We start from the raw sequence: 13773 nt of genomic DNA, 5'->3' as shown, positions 1-13773 counted from the left end.
CCGTGCCTCTTGTGCTTCCCCGAGTAGTAGGGCTGGTCCGCGGCGATCCGGTCGATCGGCAGCAAGGTCCCGTCCAGCAGCACGAACGCCTTCGACGATGCGGCCCGGACCGCCTCCGCGAGAGTCGGCGCGAGAGCGGCCAGGACCTCGACGGCCTCGGTGATGTACCGGTACGCGGTCGTCGTCCCGATGCCGAACCCGGCCGCCAGCTGGGCATACGGGTGGCCGTTGCGGAGATGGGCAAGAGTGAGCAGCGCCTGCCGGCCGGCACTCAGGCGCCGCCAGCGGGTACCGAGCTCCCGGCGGCGCTGACGGAGCTTGGCGGACAGGAAGCGCAGGGCGGAGCTGGACACGTCGACGCCCGACGGGTAGACAAGCACACGAAGCCTCTGGTGGAGACGGATTTCTTAGTCGAAAACCCATCTACCAGGGGCTTCACCCGTCTGTCAGACCAACCGCCCCTCCTGGCCGACAGGTTGGAAAGAGCTCACTGACGATCCGCAAGCCGGCGGCGGCCTCACCTACGCCGCACCTCCAGAGGGCCCCATGGCTCTTGGCGAGGCTTGGCAGTGGCGCAGCACCACACACAGTGGCGCGAAGGCCACCGGCACGACAGCGGTGCTGGCCTACAAGCAAAACATGCCGCCCAAAGTGGCAGATGAGGACCTTCGCTACGACCAGGTGAAGGTTCGTATCTGCAGCACCACCGGAATGCCGATCACCGTCTATCGGCGATTCTTCGCACTCATCAAGCCCAGCGGCGAAGTGAACACCACGAAGATGGTTGCCCCTGATCCCAAGACTGCTTTTCCGAGTAAGGACACCATCCTCAGGCCCGGGCAGTGCACCGAAGGCACCATTGACTTCCTTGGTATCCGCAGCGAACAGCCCGTCCTGGCCGTGTGGGGACCCAATGGCGCGCCCAAGCCCGCAGCGTGGGTCATTTCTCAGTAGTCACCGCTTGCCGACGATCAAGTTGCGCGAGTGCCCCGAAACCACAAGGGCCGCAACGTGATGCGGGCATGTTCAGGCGCGGGTTTCGAGGTCCCGGGGTACGGCCCGCTCCCACAGTTCCTCGCCGTGCTCCGCGAACCGGTCGAACATGCCCCCGCTGTTGTGGCGACGCAGGTGAAGGAGGGGTGAGTCATGGCCGACGAGTCGGGCGAGGTGCGGTGTCACCAGGGCGTCGTCGTCGAAGCGGAACACGGACAGGCTCACGTGGTTGATGGCGTCCAGCGGGGCGGAGACGCGCACCTCCACGCCTTCCAATGGGCCGAGACGGTCAACGTGCTCCAGAGTGATCCTGATGCGCGTGGAGACGGACAGGGCTACGTCCTCGATCGTCTCCCGTTGGCGGGTCACCTCTCCCTCCGGGTCGCCCACAAGGAACCTCACTCGGCACCCCGTCTCGGCCTTGCGTCGGATCGTGTCCGCGAAGTGGGGTACCTGGGTCCAGAAGAAGTAGTTCGTGTAGCCGGCGAGGAAGAGTTCCGTGCGTGCCGACTCGACAAGTTCCGTCCAGACCGTGGATGGGCACGCGGACCGATACGGGTAGCTGTGGACCAACTCGCGGTCGGTGCCGGTCTTCACGCGTTCCTGTACAGCCTTCGGCCACAACATCTCTTCGTCCACTCCCAGCGCCCGACAGGCGTCCGCTCGGTTCCTTGCGTGTGGTGTCAGATCAGCATTGCTCAGCCATCGTTCCACCTGCTTCGCGGATACCCCCACCCGGTACGCTAACTGGCGCGATGACAAGCCTGCGTCCTCCATGGCGGACTGAAGAGCAGCGTTCAAGTCAACCCCCTCGCCGTGGCCTTTTGGGCTTTCTTGGACCCTAGCGTCGAACGTCTCAACTGTCCGCTGTGCGGCAGCAGATACGTCCGCAAGGGTGGGTCACGCTCCAGCCATGACCGAACCCACGCGATACAGCACACCGCCGGTAGAACTGCCGCTGCGACTGGACCCGGAACCGACCCCGGTCGAGGGGTGCGCGGGGTGCATCGAGCTGGCCAACGTGCGCTCCCGCGCCCGTGCCGGGGGCGACATGACTACGGTGTCCGACTGCAACGTCTTCATGCGGCGGCACCCCGAGGGGCACTGATGGTCACCGCCGAGGACATCGGGCGACGCGTCGAAGACGGCGCGGGGCGGGTCGGCATCCTGCGTGACGTGATTCCGGACTATGAGGACCCCGCCGGCCTGCCGGGCGAGCGCCGGAAGTGTCCTACGGCGTTCCTGTGGCCCGAGGGTGGGGGTCGTGAGTGGCTGGTCCCGCCGGAGAGTGTGAGGCGCACGTAGCGCCCCCGTGCGACGGCCGGGCAGGTCTTCCCGTTGTCCGCCCCGGCGTGCTAGGTATGTGCATCCGGCTTGATCGCATGGACGATGAGCGGACCATTCACGTTCCTGCGTCCCCTTCCGTACGGGCTACGGCCACCCCGGCGGACTCCGCCCGCCACACGGCCAAACATCCAGTCTGCCGCATCTGCGCGGTAGGGGCGGCGCTCCCCTACGCCCCGTCCTCGTCCGCCAGTTCCGCCACGCCCGTGATGCGGTGCAGGGGGTACGTGCGGACCTCGTCGGCCGTGTGGTCGTAGCCCGTGACGAAGCCGCCCTCGACGCGGACCGGGGCGATCACGCGCTGGCTCGCGCCGCCCTCCGCGTTGACGTAGCCGATCCAGACGGCCGAGCCGGTGAGAGCGGCGGCCTGGACGGTGGCCAGCGTCTCGGCGGGGGAGGTGCGGGGGAGCTCGCCTGCGGCGAGCGGGGAAGGCGAGGAGGGTTCCTTGCGGACCGCCGTCGCCGCGCGGTCGCCCGCGCGGATCGCCCGTACCGCGGCCTTCAGCAGCGTCCCGTCCGGGAGCGGCGGCCCCTCGAGGACCGGCGCCGGGGCCGTGCGGGGCGGGGTGCGGTAGGCGTCGGCGCGGGTGATCAGGACGTCGCCCTCGGCGGACTCCGCGGCAGGCGCGTAGCCCATCGCCCGCAGGCCCTCCAGGAGGCCCGCCGGGTCCGCCTGCGCGGCGAGGACCGTCGGCGCGAGCCGGCGCAGCCCGAGCGGAGCCGCCCGCCGGTCGGCGAGGATCTCGCCGAGCACGGTGTCGTCGTCGCAGCGCACGTACGCGGACGCCGCCCCGACCCGCAGGTGGCCGTGCTTCCGCGCCACGTCGTCGATGAGGTACGCGAGCGGCTGCGGCACCGGCGTGCGCGCGTGCGCGGCCAGGAAGGCGTGCAGGTCGGACGCGGTGCGCCCGGCGTCGAGTGCCCGGCGTACGGACGCGGGCGTGAAGCGGTAGACGGTCGCGCCGCCCTTCGACTCCACGTCCGCGAGCACGGAGAGCGCGTCGGCGAGCGGACGGCGCAGCGGCCCCGGCGCGACCGCCGTCAGGTCGGCCTGGAGCAGCACGTGGTCGACGGCCTCCGGAAGCAGCGGCGCGAGCAGCGTCGCCGCCCGCGAGGCCGCGACGGACGGCTCGCAGTCGTGCCCTTCGAGCGCGTCCGCCGGCGCGGCCTCGGCGAGCGGCAGGTTGAGCAGCGCGCGGGCGGGCGAGGCGAGCGCCCCGCGCCCGGTGACGCCCAGCAGCTCGGCCTCGTCGAGCGTCCACACGGCGAGCTGCTCGCGCAGCTCGGCGAGCGTGCCGCCGCTGCGCAGCGGCCGGTCCCAGCGCAGCCGGGCCAGCAGCGCCTCGCGGTCGGCGGCGGCGCCCGGCGGCAGCGTCGCCTGCAGCGCGAGGACCCGGCGGCGCACCTCCGGCGCCTGCGCGCGGTCGAGGCCGGGCCCGAGCGCGGCCAGGGTGCGGCCCTTGCCGTCCTGGGTGCCGACGACGCCCGCGGTGCGGGTCGCGGCGAGCCAGCTGCCGGCGAGCAGGGACCAGCGTTCGGCGGGCGGCAGGTCGAGCCAGTCGTCGTACGCGGGCGTCGGCGCGTACCGCTCGTCCGCCTCGCCGTCCGAGGCCAGCAGCCCCGCCCCGTGCACCAGCTCCAGCCAGAACGCCGCCGTCTGCTCCGGCACGTCGAGCTGCGCCGCGGTCCGCTTGAGGTCCCGTACGGCCAGGCCGCCGGCCCGCAGCACCGGCGGGCCGCCCTGGTCCCAGGACTTCAGCAGCTCCTCGACGGTCGCGAGCGCCGTGTACGCCTGGCCGGCCGCCGCGTTGTCCACGACCTGTGGACGGTAGTCGCGGGCCGCCACCACCTCCGGCGCGCGCGGCTCCGGCGTCCGGTGCGCCCGGCCGCCGCGCAGGTGCAGCGCCGCCTCGCGCGGCAGCACCACCGTCCGGGTGGACACCGGCAGCAGCAGGCCCCGGTCGCGCAGCCAGCGCACCGGCGGCGCCGGATCGGCCGTGACCTCGCCGTACGGCGGTCCCCACACCAGCCGGTCGAGGACGGCGAGAGCGTCGGGCGGCGCCGTGTCGAGCAGCGCCGCCATCCTCGTACGGTCCGTGAACAGCCCGCTGAGCGCCGCCACCGCCGACACCGGGTCGTGCGTCGGCGGCAGCCCGGCCGCGGCGATGATCTCCTGGAGCCGGCCCGGCGACATCCCTGCCGTCGCCTCCGCGACCGACGGGCCGAGCCCGGTGGGCGACGGGTGCTGCGGCGTGGGCGCGAGCAGCTCACGGGCGGTCCGCACCAGCCGCAGCCGCTGGTCGTCGCCCCACACGAGCGCCTGCTCGCGCAGCACGCCGACGGCGCGGGGCAGGGCGGACATGACGGCTTCGACGACCTCGGGGCGGCCGGATCGGCTGCCGTCGCCGGGGCTGTCGCCGTCACCGGGACTGTCGCCGCCGGGGCCGGGGCCGCCGTGGTCCCCGTCGCCGGTGAGGAGGGCGAGGAGGACGGGGTACGGGCAGGGGTCCGGCGCCACGGCGAGCGCCTCGGCCGTCTGGAGGGCGAAGCGGTCGAGCCGTTCCAGCGCCCGGATCACCGAACCGCGCGTCCCGGCCCGCGTGGCGAGCTGCGTCAGGTCGTTCGGGACGGGCGACAGCAGGTCCGGGCGGGCGCGCAGCAGCGCGGCCAGCGCCTCGTCGCCGCCGGCGCGCAGCGCCTCCGCGAGCGTGCGCGGCGCGGCGACGGTGCCGGCCGCCGCGCCGCCGACGCCAGTTCCTTCGGGCACGTGCGCCTCCCGGTCGAGCTCACCGATCCCCATCCGCACCACGGTAGCCCCTGTTCAGGCGCTACCGTCGTGCCGTGGCGAACGAGAACGACCGCTTGGTCTTCGACTATCTGAGCCGGGTGGGCGATCTGGCGCAGCGGCGGCAGGTTCCGGCGGCGGAGCGCCGCGAGCTGGTGTCGGGCCTGCGCGACGAGATCGAACGCCGGCGTGAGGTGCGGGGCGAGGCGGTGCCGGGCATCCTCGACGCGCTGGGTACGCCGGACGAGGTGGTGGGGCGGGTGTCCCCGGCGCCGGGGACGCATGCCGCCGCGTCGTCGCCCCCGTCGGCGCCCCGAGAGCCGCGGAAGTCCCGTACGACGCCTCGTACGACGCCTCCGGCATCCCCGGCCGCGTCCGCCGTCCCCGAGCCGCGTACGGCCGACTGGTGGCAGGACGGCACCGCGGACACCGGCGCGCCCGTCGGCCCGTACGCCGACACGGGCCCGGCCGCGCACACCGGCGCCGTTCCCGGCTTCATCGGCGGCGTGGAGATCCCGGAGCTCCTGAAGCCGCCGCCGGCGGAGGACGAGGAGGAGGCGAAGGGCCAGGGCGCGTCCGGGCCCGCCGCCGACGACGGCCCCGGGCCCGAAGGGGCCGGAGGAGCGGGCCGGTTCGCCCGCCTGCGCGGCCCGCGCCTCGGCAGTCCGCTGCTCCTGATCGCCGCCGCGCTGCTCCTCGTCGGCGCGGCCGTCGGTTCCCTCGTCCCGCTCGCGGCCGGCTGGCTCCTCGCGTACGCGTCCCGAGAGCGGCGCGGCGCCGTGCTCGTCGTGCCCGGTGTGGCGGCCGCCGCCGGTGCGGTGTGGCTCTGGGGCCGCGTGGAGGGCCGCTGGGGCGACGCGGTGGCGCCGGGCGGCGAGGCGATGGGCGCCGCCGTCGCGGCGACGTGGCCGTGGACCCTGCGGGCGGCGGCGATCGGCTCGGCGCTGTTCCTGCTGTGGCGGTCGCGGCGGCGGTGAGACGGGCTGCCGGTCAGGGCCGTACGCCCTCGGGTCGGGGCCGTACGCCCGCGGGGCGGGGCCGTACGCCCGCCGGCGTTTTCGCACACACGGGCACAATGTCCCCCATGACCGTGACCGCGAACGCCCCCACCGTCGGATTCGACCTCGACCTGACCCTCCTCGACACCCGCCCCGGTATCAAGGCGGCCTACGAGGCCTTCTCCGCCGCCGTCGGCGTGCCGATCGACGCCGATCTGGTCGTCACCCGGCTCGGGCCGCCGCTCGCGCACGAGCTCGCGCACTGGTTCCCGGAGGAGCGGGTGCCGGAGATGGTGACGCGCTACCGCGAGTTCTACGGCGTGCACGCCATCGAGCCGACCGTCCCGATGCCCGGCGCGCGGGATGCGATTCAAGCCGTTCGCGAGGCCGGTGGCCGGACCGTCGTCGTCACCGCCAAGAACGAGCCGCACGCCAAGCTGCACCTCGCCCACCTCGGCATCGAGCCGGACGCCGTCGTCGGCGACCTGTGGGCGGAGGGCAAGGCGGAGGCGCTGCTCGCGCACGGCGCCTCCGTGTACGTCGGCGACCACACGGGTGACGTGCGCGGCGCCCGCACCGCGGGCGCCGTCTCGGTGGCCGTGACCACCGGCCCGTGCAGCGCCGAGGAGCTGCGGGCGGCCGGCGCGGACGTCGTCCTGGACGACCTGACGGACTTCCGGCCCTGGTGGGAGGGCTACCTGGGCTGAGCTGCCGCCGTCTGCGCGGCCCTGGCCCGGCGACGGCCGGCGGCGATCGAGCGGAGCACGCCCGCGCCGGCGACCAGGAAGCCGACGCCCATGAGCATCGACACCAGGTAGGCGACCGTGGGGAACGGATCGGTTCCGAGGAACAGCGGAGCCACCGTGACCAGGGTCGCGACCGCGCCGACGATGAAGACGATCGCACCGGCGCGCACCAGGCCGTCGCCGGGCGCGCTGTCGTCCGTCGCGGCCGAAGTCGCGGCCGCAGGGGTTTCACCATGCATTCGGCCAGGGTAGTTCCCAGGCCGGAGGGAACGGACCGGGGACGTCTTGTCACCGGGCCTCAGCCCATTAGCCTTGGTGCCGGCGGGTCTCGGTGAGCATCGTGACCCGCTGATCTCTTTCCTGATCTCCTTCCCGGGATCGGAAGAGGTCGAACGAGGAACGTTTGCCACAGAGGGCCGGGATCCCGGCGCACCCATCGAGTACGAGGACGAGGAACGGACGTGCCTACCGGCAAGGTCAAATGGTTCAACAGCGAGAAGGGCTTCGGCTTCCTCTCCCGCGACGACGGCGGTGACGTCTTCGTGCACTCGTCGGTGCTGCCCGCCGGAGTCGACGCCCTGAAGCCGGGGCAGCGCGTGGAGTTCGGCGTGGTCGCCGGACAGCGCGGTGACCAGGCACTCTCCGTCACGGTCCTCGACCCGACCCCGTCCGTCGCCGCGGCGCAGCGCCGTAAGCCCGACGAACTGGCGTCCATCGTCCAGGACCTCACCACCCTCCTGGAGAACATCACGCCGATGCTGGAGCGCGGCCGCTACCCCGACAAGGTCCACGGCAAGAAGATCGCGGGCCTGCTGAGGGCGGTGGCGGACCAGCTGGACGTCTGATCCGGCACGGGAGGTCCCGTACGACTCGTGCGACCGGCGGGTGCGGGCGACCCGTACGGGTCCTCCCACACTCACGGGAAGCGACGGGCGACCCGTACGTCCTCCCACGCTCACGGGAAGCGCAGTGCGTCCGGGCCGAGGGGCGGTACGAGTCCCTCGGCCGCGGCGCGGGTGAGCAGCCCGCGCACCGCCGCGTAGCCGGTCTCGCCGAGGTCGGCGGTGAACTCGTTGACGTAGAGGCCGATGTGCTGATCGGCCACCTTCGGGTCCATCTCCTGCGCGTGCTCCAGTACGTACGGGCGGGAGACGGACGGGTCGTCCCAGGCCATCCGGACCGATGCCCGCGCCGACTCGGCGAGCAGCCGCAGCATGTCCTCGCCGAGCGAGCGGCGTGCGACGATCGCGCCGAGCGGGATGGGCAGGCCGGTGGTGTGCTCCCAGTGCTCGCCCATGTCGGCGAGCGCGTGCAGACCGTAGTTCTCGTACGTGAAGCGGGCCTCGTGGATGACGAGCCCGGCGTCCACCTTGCCGTCGCGCACGGCCGGCATGATCTCGTGGAACGGCAGGACGACGACCTCGCCGACGCCGCCGGGGACCGTGTCGGCGGCCCACAGGCGGAACAGCAGATAGGCCGTCGAGCGTTCGCTGGGCACCGCGACGGTCTTCCCGGCGAGTTCGGCCGGGTCGCCCGCCCCGCCCGTCGCCTCGCGGGTGAGGACCAGAGGGCCGCAGCCGCGGCCCAGGGCGCCGCCGCAGGGCAGCAGGGCGTACTCGTCGAGGATCCACGGCAGCACTGCGTACGAGACCTTCAGGACGTCGTACGGGGCGTCACCGCGCTCCGCCCACCCGTTGGTCAGGTCGATGTCGGCGAAGGTCACGTCGAGCCGCGGGGCGCCCGTGACCCGGCCGTGGGCCCAGGCGTCGAAGACGAAGGTGTCGTTCGGGCAGGGCGAGTAGGCGATCTTCAGCTTGGGCACGACTCAGGACTCCTCCGGCTCCGTGAACACGGTACGGCCGATCAGCTGGAAGGCGCGCCGCAGCGCGTCGAGGGCCTGGCCGATCCGCCAGGCGGCGCGGTCGCGGGGGCCGACGGCGTTCGACACGGCGCGGATCTCGACGACGGGCACGCCGTACGCGGCGGCGGCCTCGGCCACGCCGAAGCCCTCCATGGCCTCGGCGACGGCCCCGGGATGACGTCGTGCCAGTTCGACGGCCCGCTCGGCGGTGCCGGTCACCGTCGACACGGTCAGCACCGGCCCGACGGCGTGCGGCAGCCCGCCGTCCGCGAGGGCCTTGGCGACGGCTCCGGTGAGTTCCGGCGCCACCGGGTGCGCCGACCGTCCGAAGCCGAGTTCCTCGACGGCCAGGTAGCCGTCGGGCGTCTGCGCGCCCAGATCGGCGGCGACGACGGCGTCGGACACGACGACGGTCCCGATCGGGGCGTGCGGGAGGAAACCGCCGGCGATGCCGGCGGAGACGACGAGGTCGTACGGGCGGCCCTGGGCGTGGGCGCACGCGAGCGCCGTCGCGGCAGCGGCGGCGGCAGCGGCGGGCCCGACGCCGCCGACGAGGACGTCGACGGGGACGTCGACGGGGCTCGTACGGCCGTGGTGGCGCAGGAGGTAGCCGCCGGGCAGGGGGGAGGCGCTGGGGCCGGTGCCTGGACTGGTGGCGGTGCCGTGGCTGGTGCCGGGGCCCGCTTCCGGGGCGGCGCCTGTGTCCGTGCCCGGGCCGGTGTCCATGCCCGTCTGCGGGCCGGCGCCCGCGCCCTGGCCTGCGTCCGGGTACGCACCCGTGTCGGCGTCCAGGCCCTCGTCCGGGCCCGGACGCGCGGTCGTGAGGCCGGCGGCGACGGAGTCCGACTCCGCCGCCACGGCCGTCACGACGAGGATCCGGCAGATCAAGGCCGGAGTCAGTCCTGCTTCTTCAGCTCGAAGGACCAGATGCCGACGACCTTCTTGTTGTCGGCGTTGGTCTCCACGATGGCGACCTGGGTCTTGTCCGTGGACTCACCCATCTGGCTGGCGAAGAACGCGCTGGCCGGGATGGTCCGGTAGGTCTTCTTGAACGGCTCCGGCTCGGCGTTCGTGCCGTTCAGGAAGATCGTCCAGCCCTTCTCGGCGACCTCCGGGTCGACGCCGAAGCGGATCTTGTCGGAGATGTCGGCGGAGATCGACTGGCCGGCCTTCTTGTTCAGGCAGGCCGTGATCTCCTTGTCGGCGAGGCCGTCCTCGTCGTAGCAGGCGGCCTCGGAGTTCACGGACGAGGAACCGACCGTCACGGTGGCGACGGGGGACGGCTTGTCGCAGGCGGAGAGGACGAGGAGCCCGGCGGAGACGGCCCCGAGGGCCACGGCGGCCCGGCGGCGCTTACGGGTCAGGAACGCAACGGTCATGAGCCGAAGGCTATCGGGCCGTCGCGCCCACGCCACGCGGGGGTACGGCGTGCCGCGCCGGGGCTGGCCCGTACCGGGCCCCCGACCGCCGCGCACCCGCCCCTACGGCGCCTTCGCCTTCTGCTGGTCGCCGCGGTCCTTGCGGGGCCGGCGGCGGGCGGCCGTCAGGAGGCCGCGGACGGACAGGGAGGCGCCCAGGGTCAGGATGCCCGCGGCGACCGACATGCCGACCGTGCCGTTCAGGGGTAGTGAGATGCCGATGGCGCCGCCCACCACCCAGGCCATCTGGAGCGCCGTCTCCGAACGGGCGAAGGCCGAGGTCCGCACGGACTCCGGAACGTCGCGCTGGATCAGCGCGTCCAGGGACAGCTTCGACAGCGCCTGGGTCAGGCCGGCCACCGCGCCGAGCACCGCCACCATCAGGCCGCCGAAGAAGACCGCGGCGCAGATCGCGGTGGCGAGGACCGTCGTCACCATCGTGGCGATGATCACTTCGGGCCCGTGGCCCCGGTCCTTCAGGAGCGAGCCGACGGCCGTGCCGCACGCGTTGCCGACGCCCGCCGCCACGGCCACCATCCCGAGCGACACCGCCGCGCTCTGCCCCGGCAAGGGGTGCACCCGCAGCAGGAACGCCAGGAAGAAGATCAGGAAACCCGACAGCATGCGCTGGGAGGCGTTCGCCTGGAGGCCGTGCAGGACGGCCGGGCCGACCGTCCGCAGGCTCGGCTTCTTCTCGCCGTGGGTCAGCAGGTGGGCCCGCCGTTCACCCTTCGCCGAGTCCACCTTGGGCGGCATCCGCAGCGCCCAGTACGTGCCGAGCAGGAACAGCGCGCACGCCCCGTAGAGCGGCCAGCCCGGGCCGATCTGCTGGAGCCCGGCTCCCACGGGCGCGGCGATGCCCGTGGCGAGCAGTCCGGCCAGCGTCACCCGCGAGTTCGCCTTCACGAGGGAGAAGTTCGGCGGGAGCAGGCGCGGTACGACGGCGCTGCGCACGACCCCGTACGCCTTGGAGGCGACGAGGACGCCGAGCGCCGCCGGGTACAGCTGGATCCCCCCGGTGGCGACCGCCCCCGACATCAGGACGGCGAGCACGGCCCGGGTCAGCATCGCGGCCGCCATGGCCGCGCGGCGGCCGTGCGGGACGCGGTCGAGGAGCGGGCCGATGACGGGCGCGAGGAGCGTGAACGGCAGCATGGTGATGCCGAGGTAGAGGGCGACCCGCCCGCGCGCCTCGTCGGTGGGCACCGAGAAGAAGACGGTGGACGCGAGGGCGACGGTGATCATGACGTCGCCGGCGCCGTTGACGGCGTGCAGCTCGATCAGTTTCCCGAGCCCCGACTCGCCCGCGCCGTGCGCGTGGGTGGCCTTCCTGATGCCCCTCGCGGTGCCGGTGAAGGGCAGGTGCAGGGCGCGGCCGAACCTCCGGCCCGCTCGGCTGAGCGGCCCGGCATGATCGTGGGATCGTGCGGAAGACCGTGCGGCTGCCACTCCGTCATAGTGCCCCACGCGCAGGTCGTACGAACCGTTGACGCGGCCCACGCGCCGCGGGGGCGGGCTCGCGACGGGGGCGGTGCGCCGTCATTTGGAGGGGCTGGGGGCGGAGGGGCGGTGTGCCTTCGGTGCCGGGTGCCGGGCGCTGAGTGATGGGTGCTGAGTGCCCGGTGCCGGGCGCTGAGTGACGGGTGCTGAGTGCCGGGTGCTCGGTGCTGCGGGCGGGTGGCCGTGGGTTGTCGTGGGTTGTCGTGGGGAGACTTGGGCAGGGTCCGTGTGCCCTCGCTCAGGCGCCCGAGGGCCGTCGGCGGAGGGCTTCCGGGGTCCGCGATGCGGGCCACTTGGGGCGCGCAGGTGGGCGGAGCGCTGCGAACGGGGTAGCGTGCGTAGCGCGCCACCGGCGGATGTTCTCGGCCGCGCGCCTCTTCGGCATCCCGCAGAATGGATGACGATAGGTGTGCCCGAGACGCGCGAGAAGCACGCGAGACTTGTCGGGCGTGGACGTCGATGCGGCCCTCTGGTCCGCTCCGTACCACCGCCCGGGACTTCGCTCCCGCTAGCTCCCGCTCCTCGGCCGGCGCACCCGTGAGACGGCGTAGGAGAGAAGCGAGACCTGTGAGTGCTGCGACGACGCGAAGCCGTACCCCGCGTACCCCGCGAGCCACGCGTACCCCGGACCGTCTGTGCGCCGAGGCGGTAGACCTCGCGAGGGAGGCGGCCGAGGAGGCCGCCGCGCCCGGCGTGGTCGGGGAGCACGTGGAGGTCGTCGCCGAGGGCGACCGGGTCGTCACGCACTTCTTCGAGTGCGAGGAACTCGGCTACCGCGGCTGGCGGTGGGCGGTCACCGTGACCCGGGCTTCCCGCGCGAAGAACGTCACGCTGGACGAAACCGTCCTGCTGCCCGGTTCCGACGCGCTCCTCGCGCCCGAGTGGGTGCCGTGGAGCGAGCGGCTGCGGCCCGGCGACATGGGGCCGGGCGACCTGCTGCCGACCGAGCAGGACGACCTGCGCCTGGAGCCCGGCTGGTCGGGCGAGGACGCGCCGCCGCCGAACTCCGTCGTCTCCGAGGAGATGGTGGACCACCTCGACGAGGAGGACGCCGAGCTCACCTCGCGCACGCCGTCCCGCGGCGCCATCACGGCGGTCGCCGAGGAACTCGGCATGCGCCGGGCCCGGGTGCTGTCGCGCTACGGCCTGCACGTCGCGGCGGACCGCTGGGAGGAGGCCTTCGGCGCGAAGACGCCGATGGCCCAGGCGGCGCCGGCGAGCTGCCAGTCCTGCGCCTTCCTGGTGCCGATGGCCGGGTCCCTGAAGCAGGCGTTCGGTGTGTGCGCGAACGAGTTCTCCCCGGCGGACGGCCGGGTCGTGTCGCTCGCGTACGGCTGCGGCGGGCACTCGGAGGCGGCGGTCATGCCGAAGCCGCCGCGTCCGGCGCCGCCGGTTCTGGACTCGATGGCCGCCGACGCCTTCCCTCTTCGCCCGGCGAAGGACTCGGGCTCGACGACGGAACCTGACGCCTCGGAAGACCTGGGCCACTCGTAACCCACCCCCTCGGAAGACCCGGGCCACTCGTAACCCACCCCGGCCCGCCGACCCTCCACCACGCGGCCCGCGCCCGGCGGGGCGGGCCGTGACGGTGCCCTCCGCCGCGGGGGGACGCGCCTGGCGGGGCGGTGCGGTGGTGCCCCGTTCCGTGTGGGCTCTCGCTGGGCTGGGCGGTGCGGTCGTCGCACCCGCTGTGTGTGCCCGCGCCTGGCTGGGCGGTGCCGTGGTGTGGTGCCCCGTTCGGTGCGCGTGCGCGGCTGCGGGGCGGTGCGGTGGTGGTGCCCCGTCCCGTATGGGCTCGCGCCGGGCTGGGCGGTGCGATCGTCGCACCCGCCGTGTGAGCCCGCGCCTGGCTGGGCGGTGCCGTGGTGTGGTGCCCCGTTCCGTGCGCGTGCGCGGCTGCGGGGCGGTGCGGTGGCGGTGCCCCGGTGTGGGCCCGCGCTTGGCGGTGCGGTGCGGGTGTCGCACACCTCCGTGTGAGCCCGCGCCCGGCGGGGCGGTGCCGTGGGGTGTGGTGCCCGTCCCGTGCGCGGCTGCGGGGCGGTGCGGTGGCGGTGCCCCGTCCCGTATGGGCTCGCGCCTGGCGGTGCGGTGGGGGTGTCGCACACCTCCGTGTGGGCAATCGTCCCGC

14 protein-coding genes are annotated in these 13773 nt (G+C 73.8%); 6 read left to right on the top strand and 8 right to left on the bottom strand.

The window, feature by feature from the left end; translation table 11 throughout:
• Window positions 1–380: transposase family protein (locus ESG85_RS15050; protein ID WP_164986195.1), on the bottom strand; the 380-nt coding region annotated here is incomplete at its 3' end.
• Window positions 381–546: 166 nt separating this feature from the next.
• Here ESG85_RS15050 and ESG85_RS15045 point away from each other — a divergent pair.
• Window positions 547–954, top strand: coding sequence for a hypothetical protein (locus ESG85_RS15045; protein WP_128979482.1), 408 nt, complete (start codon window positions 547–549; stop codon window positions 952–954).
• A gap of 72 nt (window positions 955–1026) precedes the next feature.
• Here ESG85_RS15045 and ESG85_RS15040 read toward each other — a convergent pair whose 3' ends face one another.
• A complete protein-coding gene (locus ESG85_RS15040; protein ID WP_246095043.1) occupies window positions 1027–1620 on the bottom strand; it encodes an XRE family transcriptional regulator in 594 nt (197 codons plus the stop codon).
• Between the two features lie 286 nt (window positions 1621–1906).
• Here ESG85_RS15040 and ESG85_RS15035 point away from each other — a divergent pair, with 286 nt between their 5' ends.
• Window positions 1907–2101, top strand: coding sequence for a hypothetical protein (locus ESG85_RS15035; protein ID WP_128979480.1), 195 nt, complete (start codon window positions 1907–1909; stop codon window positions 2099–2101).
• Window positions 2102–2506: 405 nt separating this feature from the next.
• Here the strand turns inward: ESG85_RS15035 and ESG85_RS15025 are convergent, their stop codons facing one another.
• The gene (locus tag ESG85_RS15025; RefSeq protein ID WP_128979476.1) at window positions 2507–5137 is read right to left on the bottom strand and encodes a helicase-associated domain-containing protein; all 2631 of its coding nucleotides are present in this window, start codon (window positions 5135–5137) and stop codon (window positions 2507–2509) included.
• Window positions 5138–5178: 41 nt separating this feature from the next.
• Here ESG85_RS15025 and ESG85_RS15020 point away from each other — a divergent pair, with 41 nt between their 5' ends.
• Both ESG85_RS15020 and ESG85_RS15015 read left to right on the top strand, forming a co-directional pair.
• Window positions 5179–6099, top strand: a complete 921-nt coding sequence (locus ESG85_RS15020; protein WP_128979474.1) for a hypothetical protein — start codon at window positions 5179–5181, stop codon at window positions 6097–6099.
• Window positions 6100–6197: 98 nt separating this feature from the next.
• Entirely contained in the window at window positions 6198–6827 is a 630-nt protein-coding gene (locus ESG85_RS15015; RefSeq protein WP_128979472.1) for an HAD family hydrolase, read from the top strand.
• On the opposite strand, the gene ESG85_RS15010 is transcribed toward ESG85_RS15015, so the two are convergent.
• Window positions 6815–7105: a hypothetical protein gene (locus tag ESG85_RS15010; protein ID WP_128979470.1), complete on the bottom strand. Its 291-nt coding sequence runs from the start codon at window positions 7103–7105 to the stop codon at window positions 6815–6817. The two genes, ESG85_RS15015 and ESG85_RS15010, sit on opposite strands and share 13 nt — an antisense overlap.
• A 222-nt stretch (window positions 7106–7327) precedes the next feature.
• Between ESG85_RS15010 and ESG85_RS36615 the strand changes: the two genes are divergently transcribed.
• Entirely contained in the window at window positions 7328–7711 is a 384-nt protein-coding gene (locus tag ESG85_RS36615) for a cold-shock protein (protein WP_031073201.1), read from the top strand.
• A gap of 110 nt (window positions 7712–7821) precedes the next feature.
• Here ESG85_RS36615 and ESG85_RS15000 read toward each other — a convergent pair whose 3' ends face one another.
• From ESG85_RS15000 to ESG85_RS14985, 4 genes are all read right to left on the bottom strand, one after another.
• A complete protein-coding gene (locus tag ESG85_RS15000) occupies window positions 7822–8688 on the bottom strand; it encodes a 1,4-dihydroxy-6-naphtoate synthase (RefSeq protein WP_128979468.1) in 867 nt (288 codons plus the stop codon).
• A gap of 3 nt (window positions 8689–8691) precedes the next feature.
• A complete protein-coding gene (locus ESG85_RS14995; protein ID WP_246095042.1) occupies window positions 8692–9615 on the bottom strand; it encodes a futalosine hydrolase in 924 nt (307 codons plus the stop codon).
• A gap of 8 nt (window positions 9616–9623) precedes the next feature.
• Window positions 9624–10106, bottom strand: a complete 483-nt coding sequence (locus tag ESG85_RS14990) for a DUF2771 domain-containing protein (protein ID WP_128979466.1) — start codon at window positions 10104–10106, stop codon at window positions 9624–9626.
• 102 nt (window positions 10107–10208) lie between these two features.
• The gene (locus ESG85_RS14985; protein WP_246095040.1) at window positions 10209–11594 is read right to left on the bottom strand and encodes an MFS transporter; all 1386 of its coding nucleotides are present in this window, start codon (window positions 11592–11594) and stop codon (window positions 10209–10211) included.
• 618 nt (window positions 11595–12212) lie between these two features.
• Here ESG85_RS14985 and ESG85_RS14975 point away from each other — a divergent pair.
• Window positions 12213–13139 carry a DUF3027 domain-containing protein gene (locus ESG85_RS14975; RefSeq protein WP_128979462.1) on the top strand — a complete coding sequence of 309 codons (927 nt, stop codon included), beginning with the start codon at window positions 12213–12215 and terminating at the stop codon, window positions 13137–13139.
• Window positions 13140–13773 lie beyond the last annotated feature (634 nt).

Source organism: Streptomyces roseicoloratus, assembly GCF_004117935.1.
GTDB lineage: Bacteria > Actinomycetota > Actinomycetes > Streptomycetales > Streptomycetaceae > Streptomyces > Streptomyces roseicoloratus.
The sequence above is the reverse complement of the archived record's forward strand: the minus strand, read 5'-3'. Positions and strand labels throughout refer to the sequence as shown.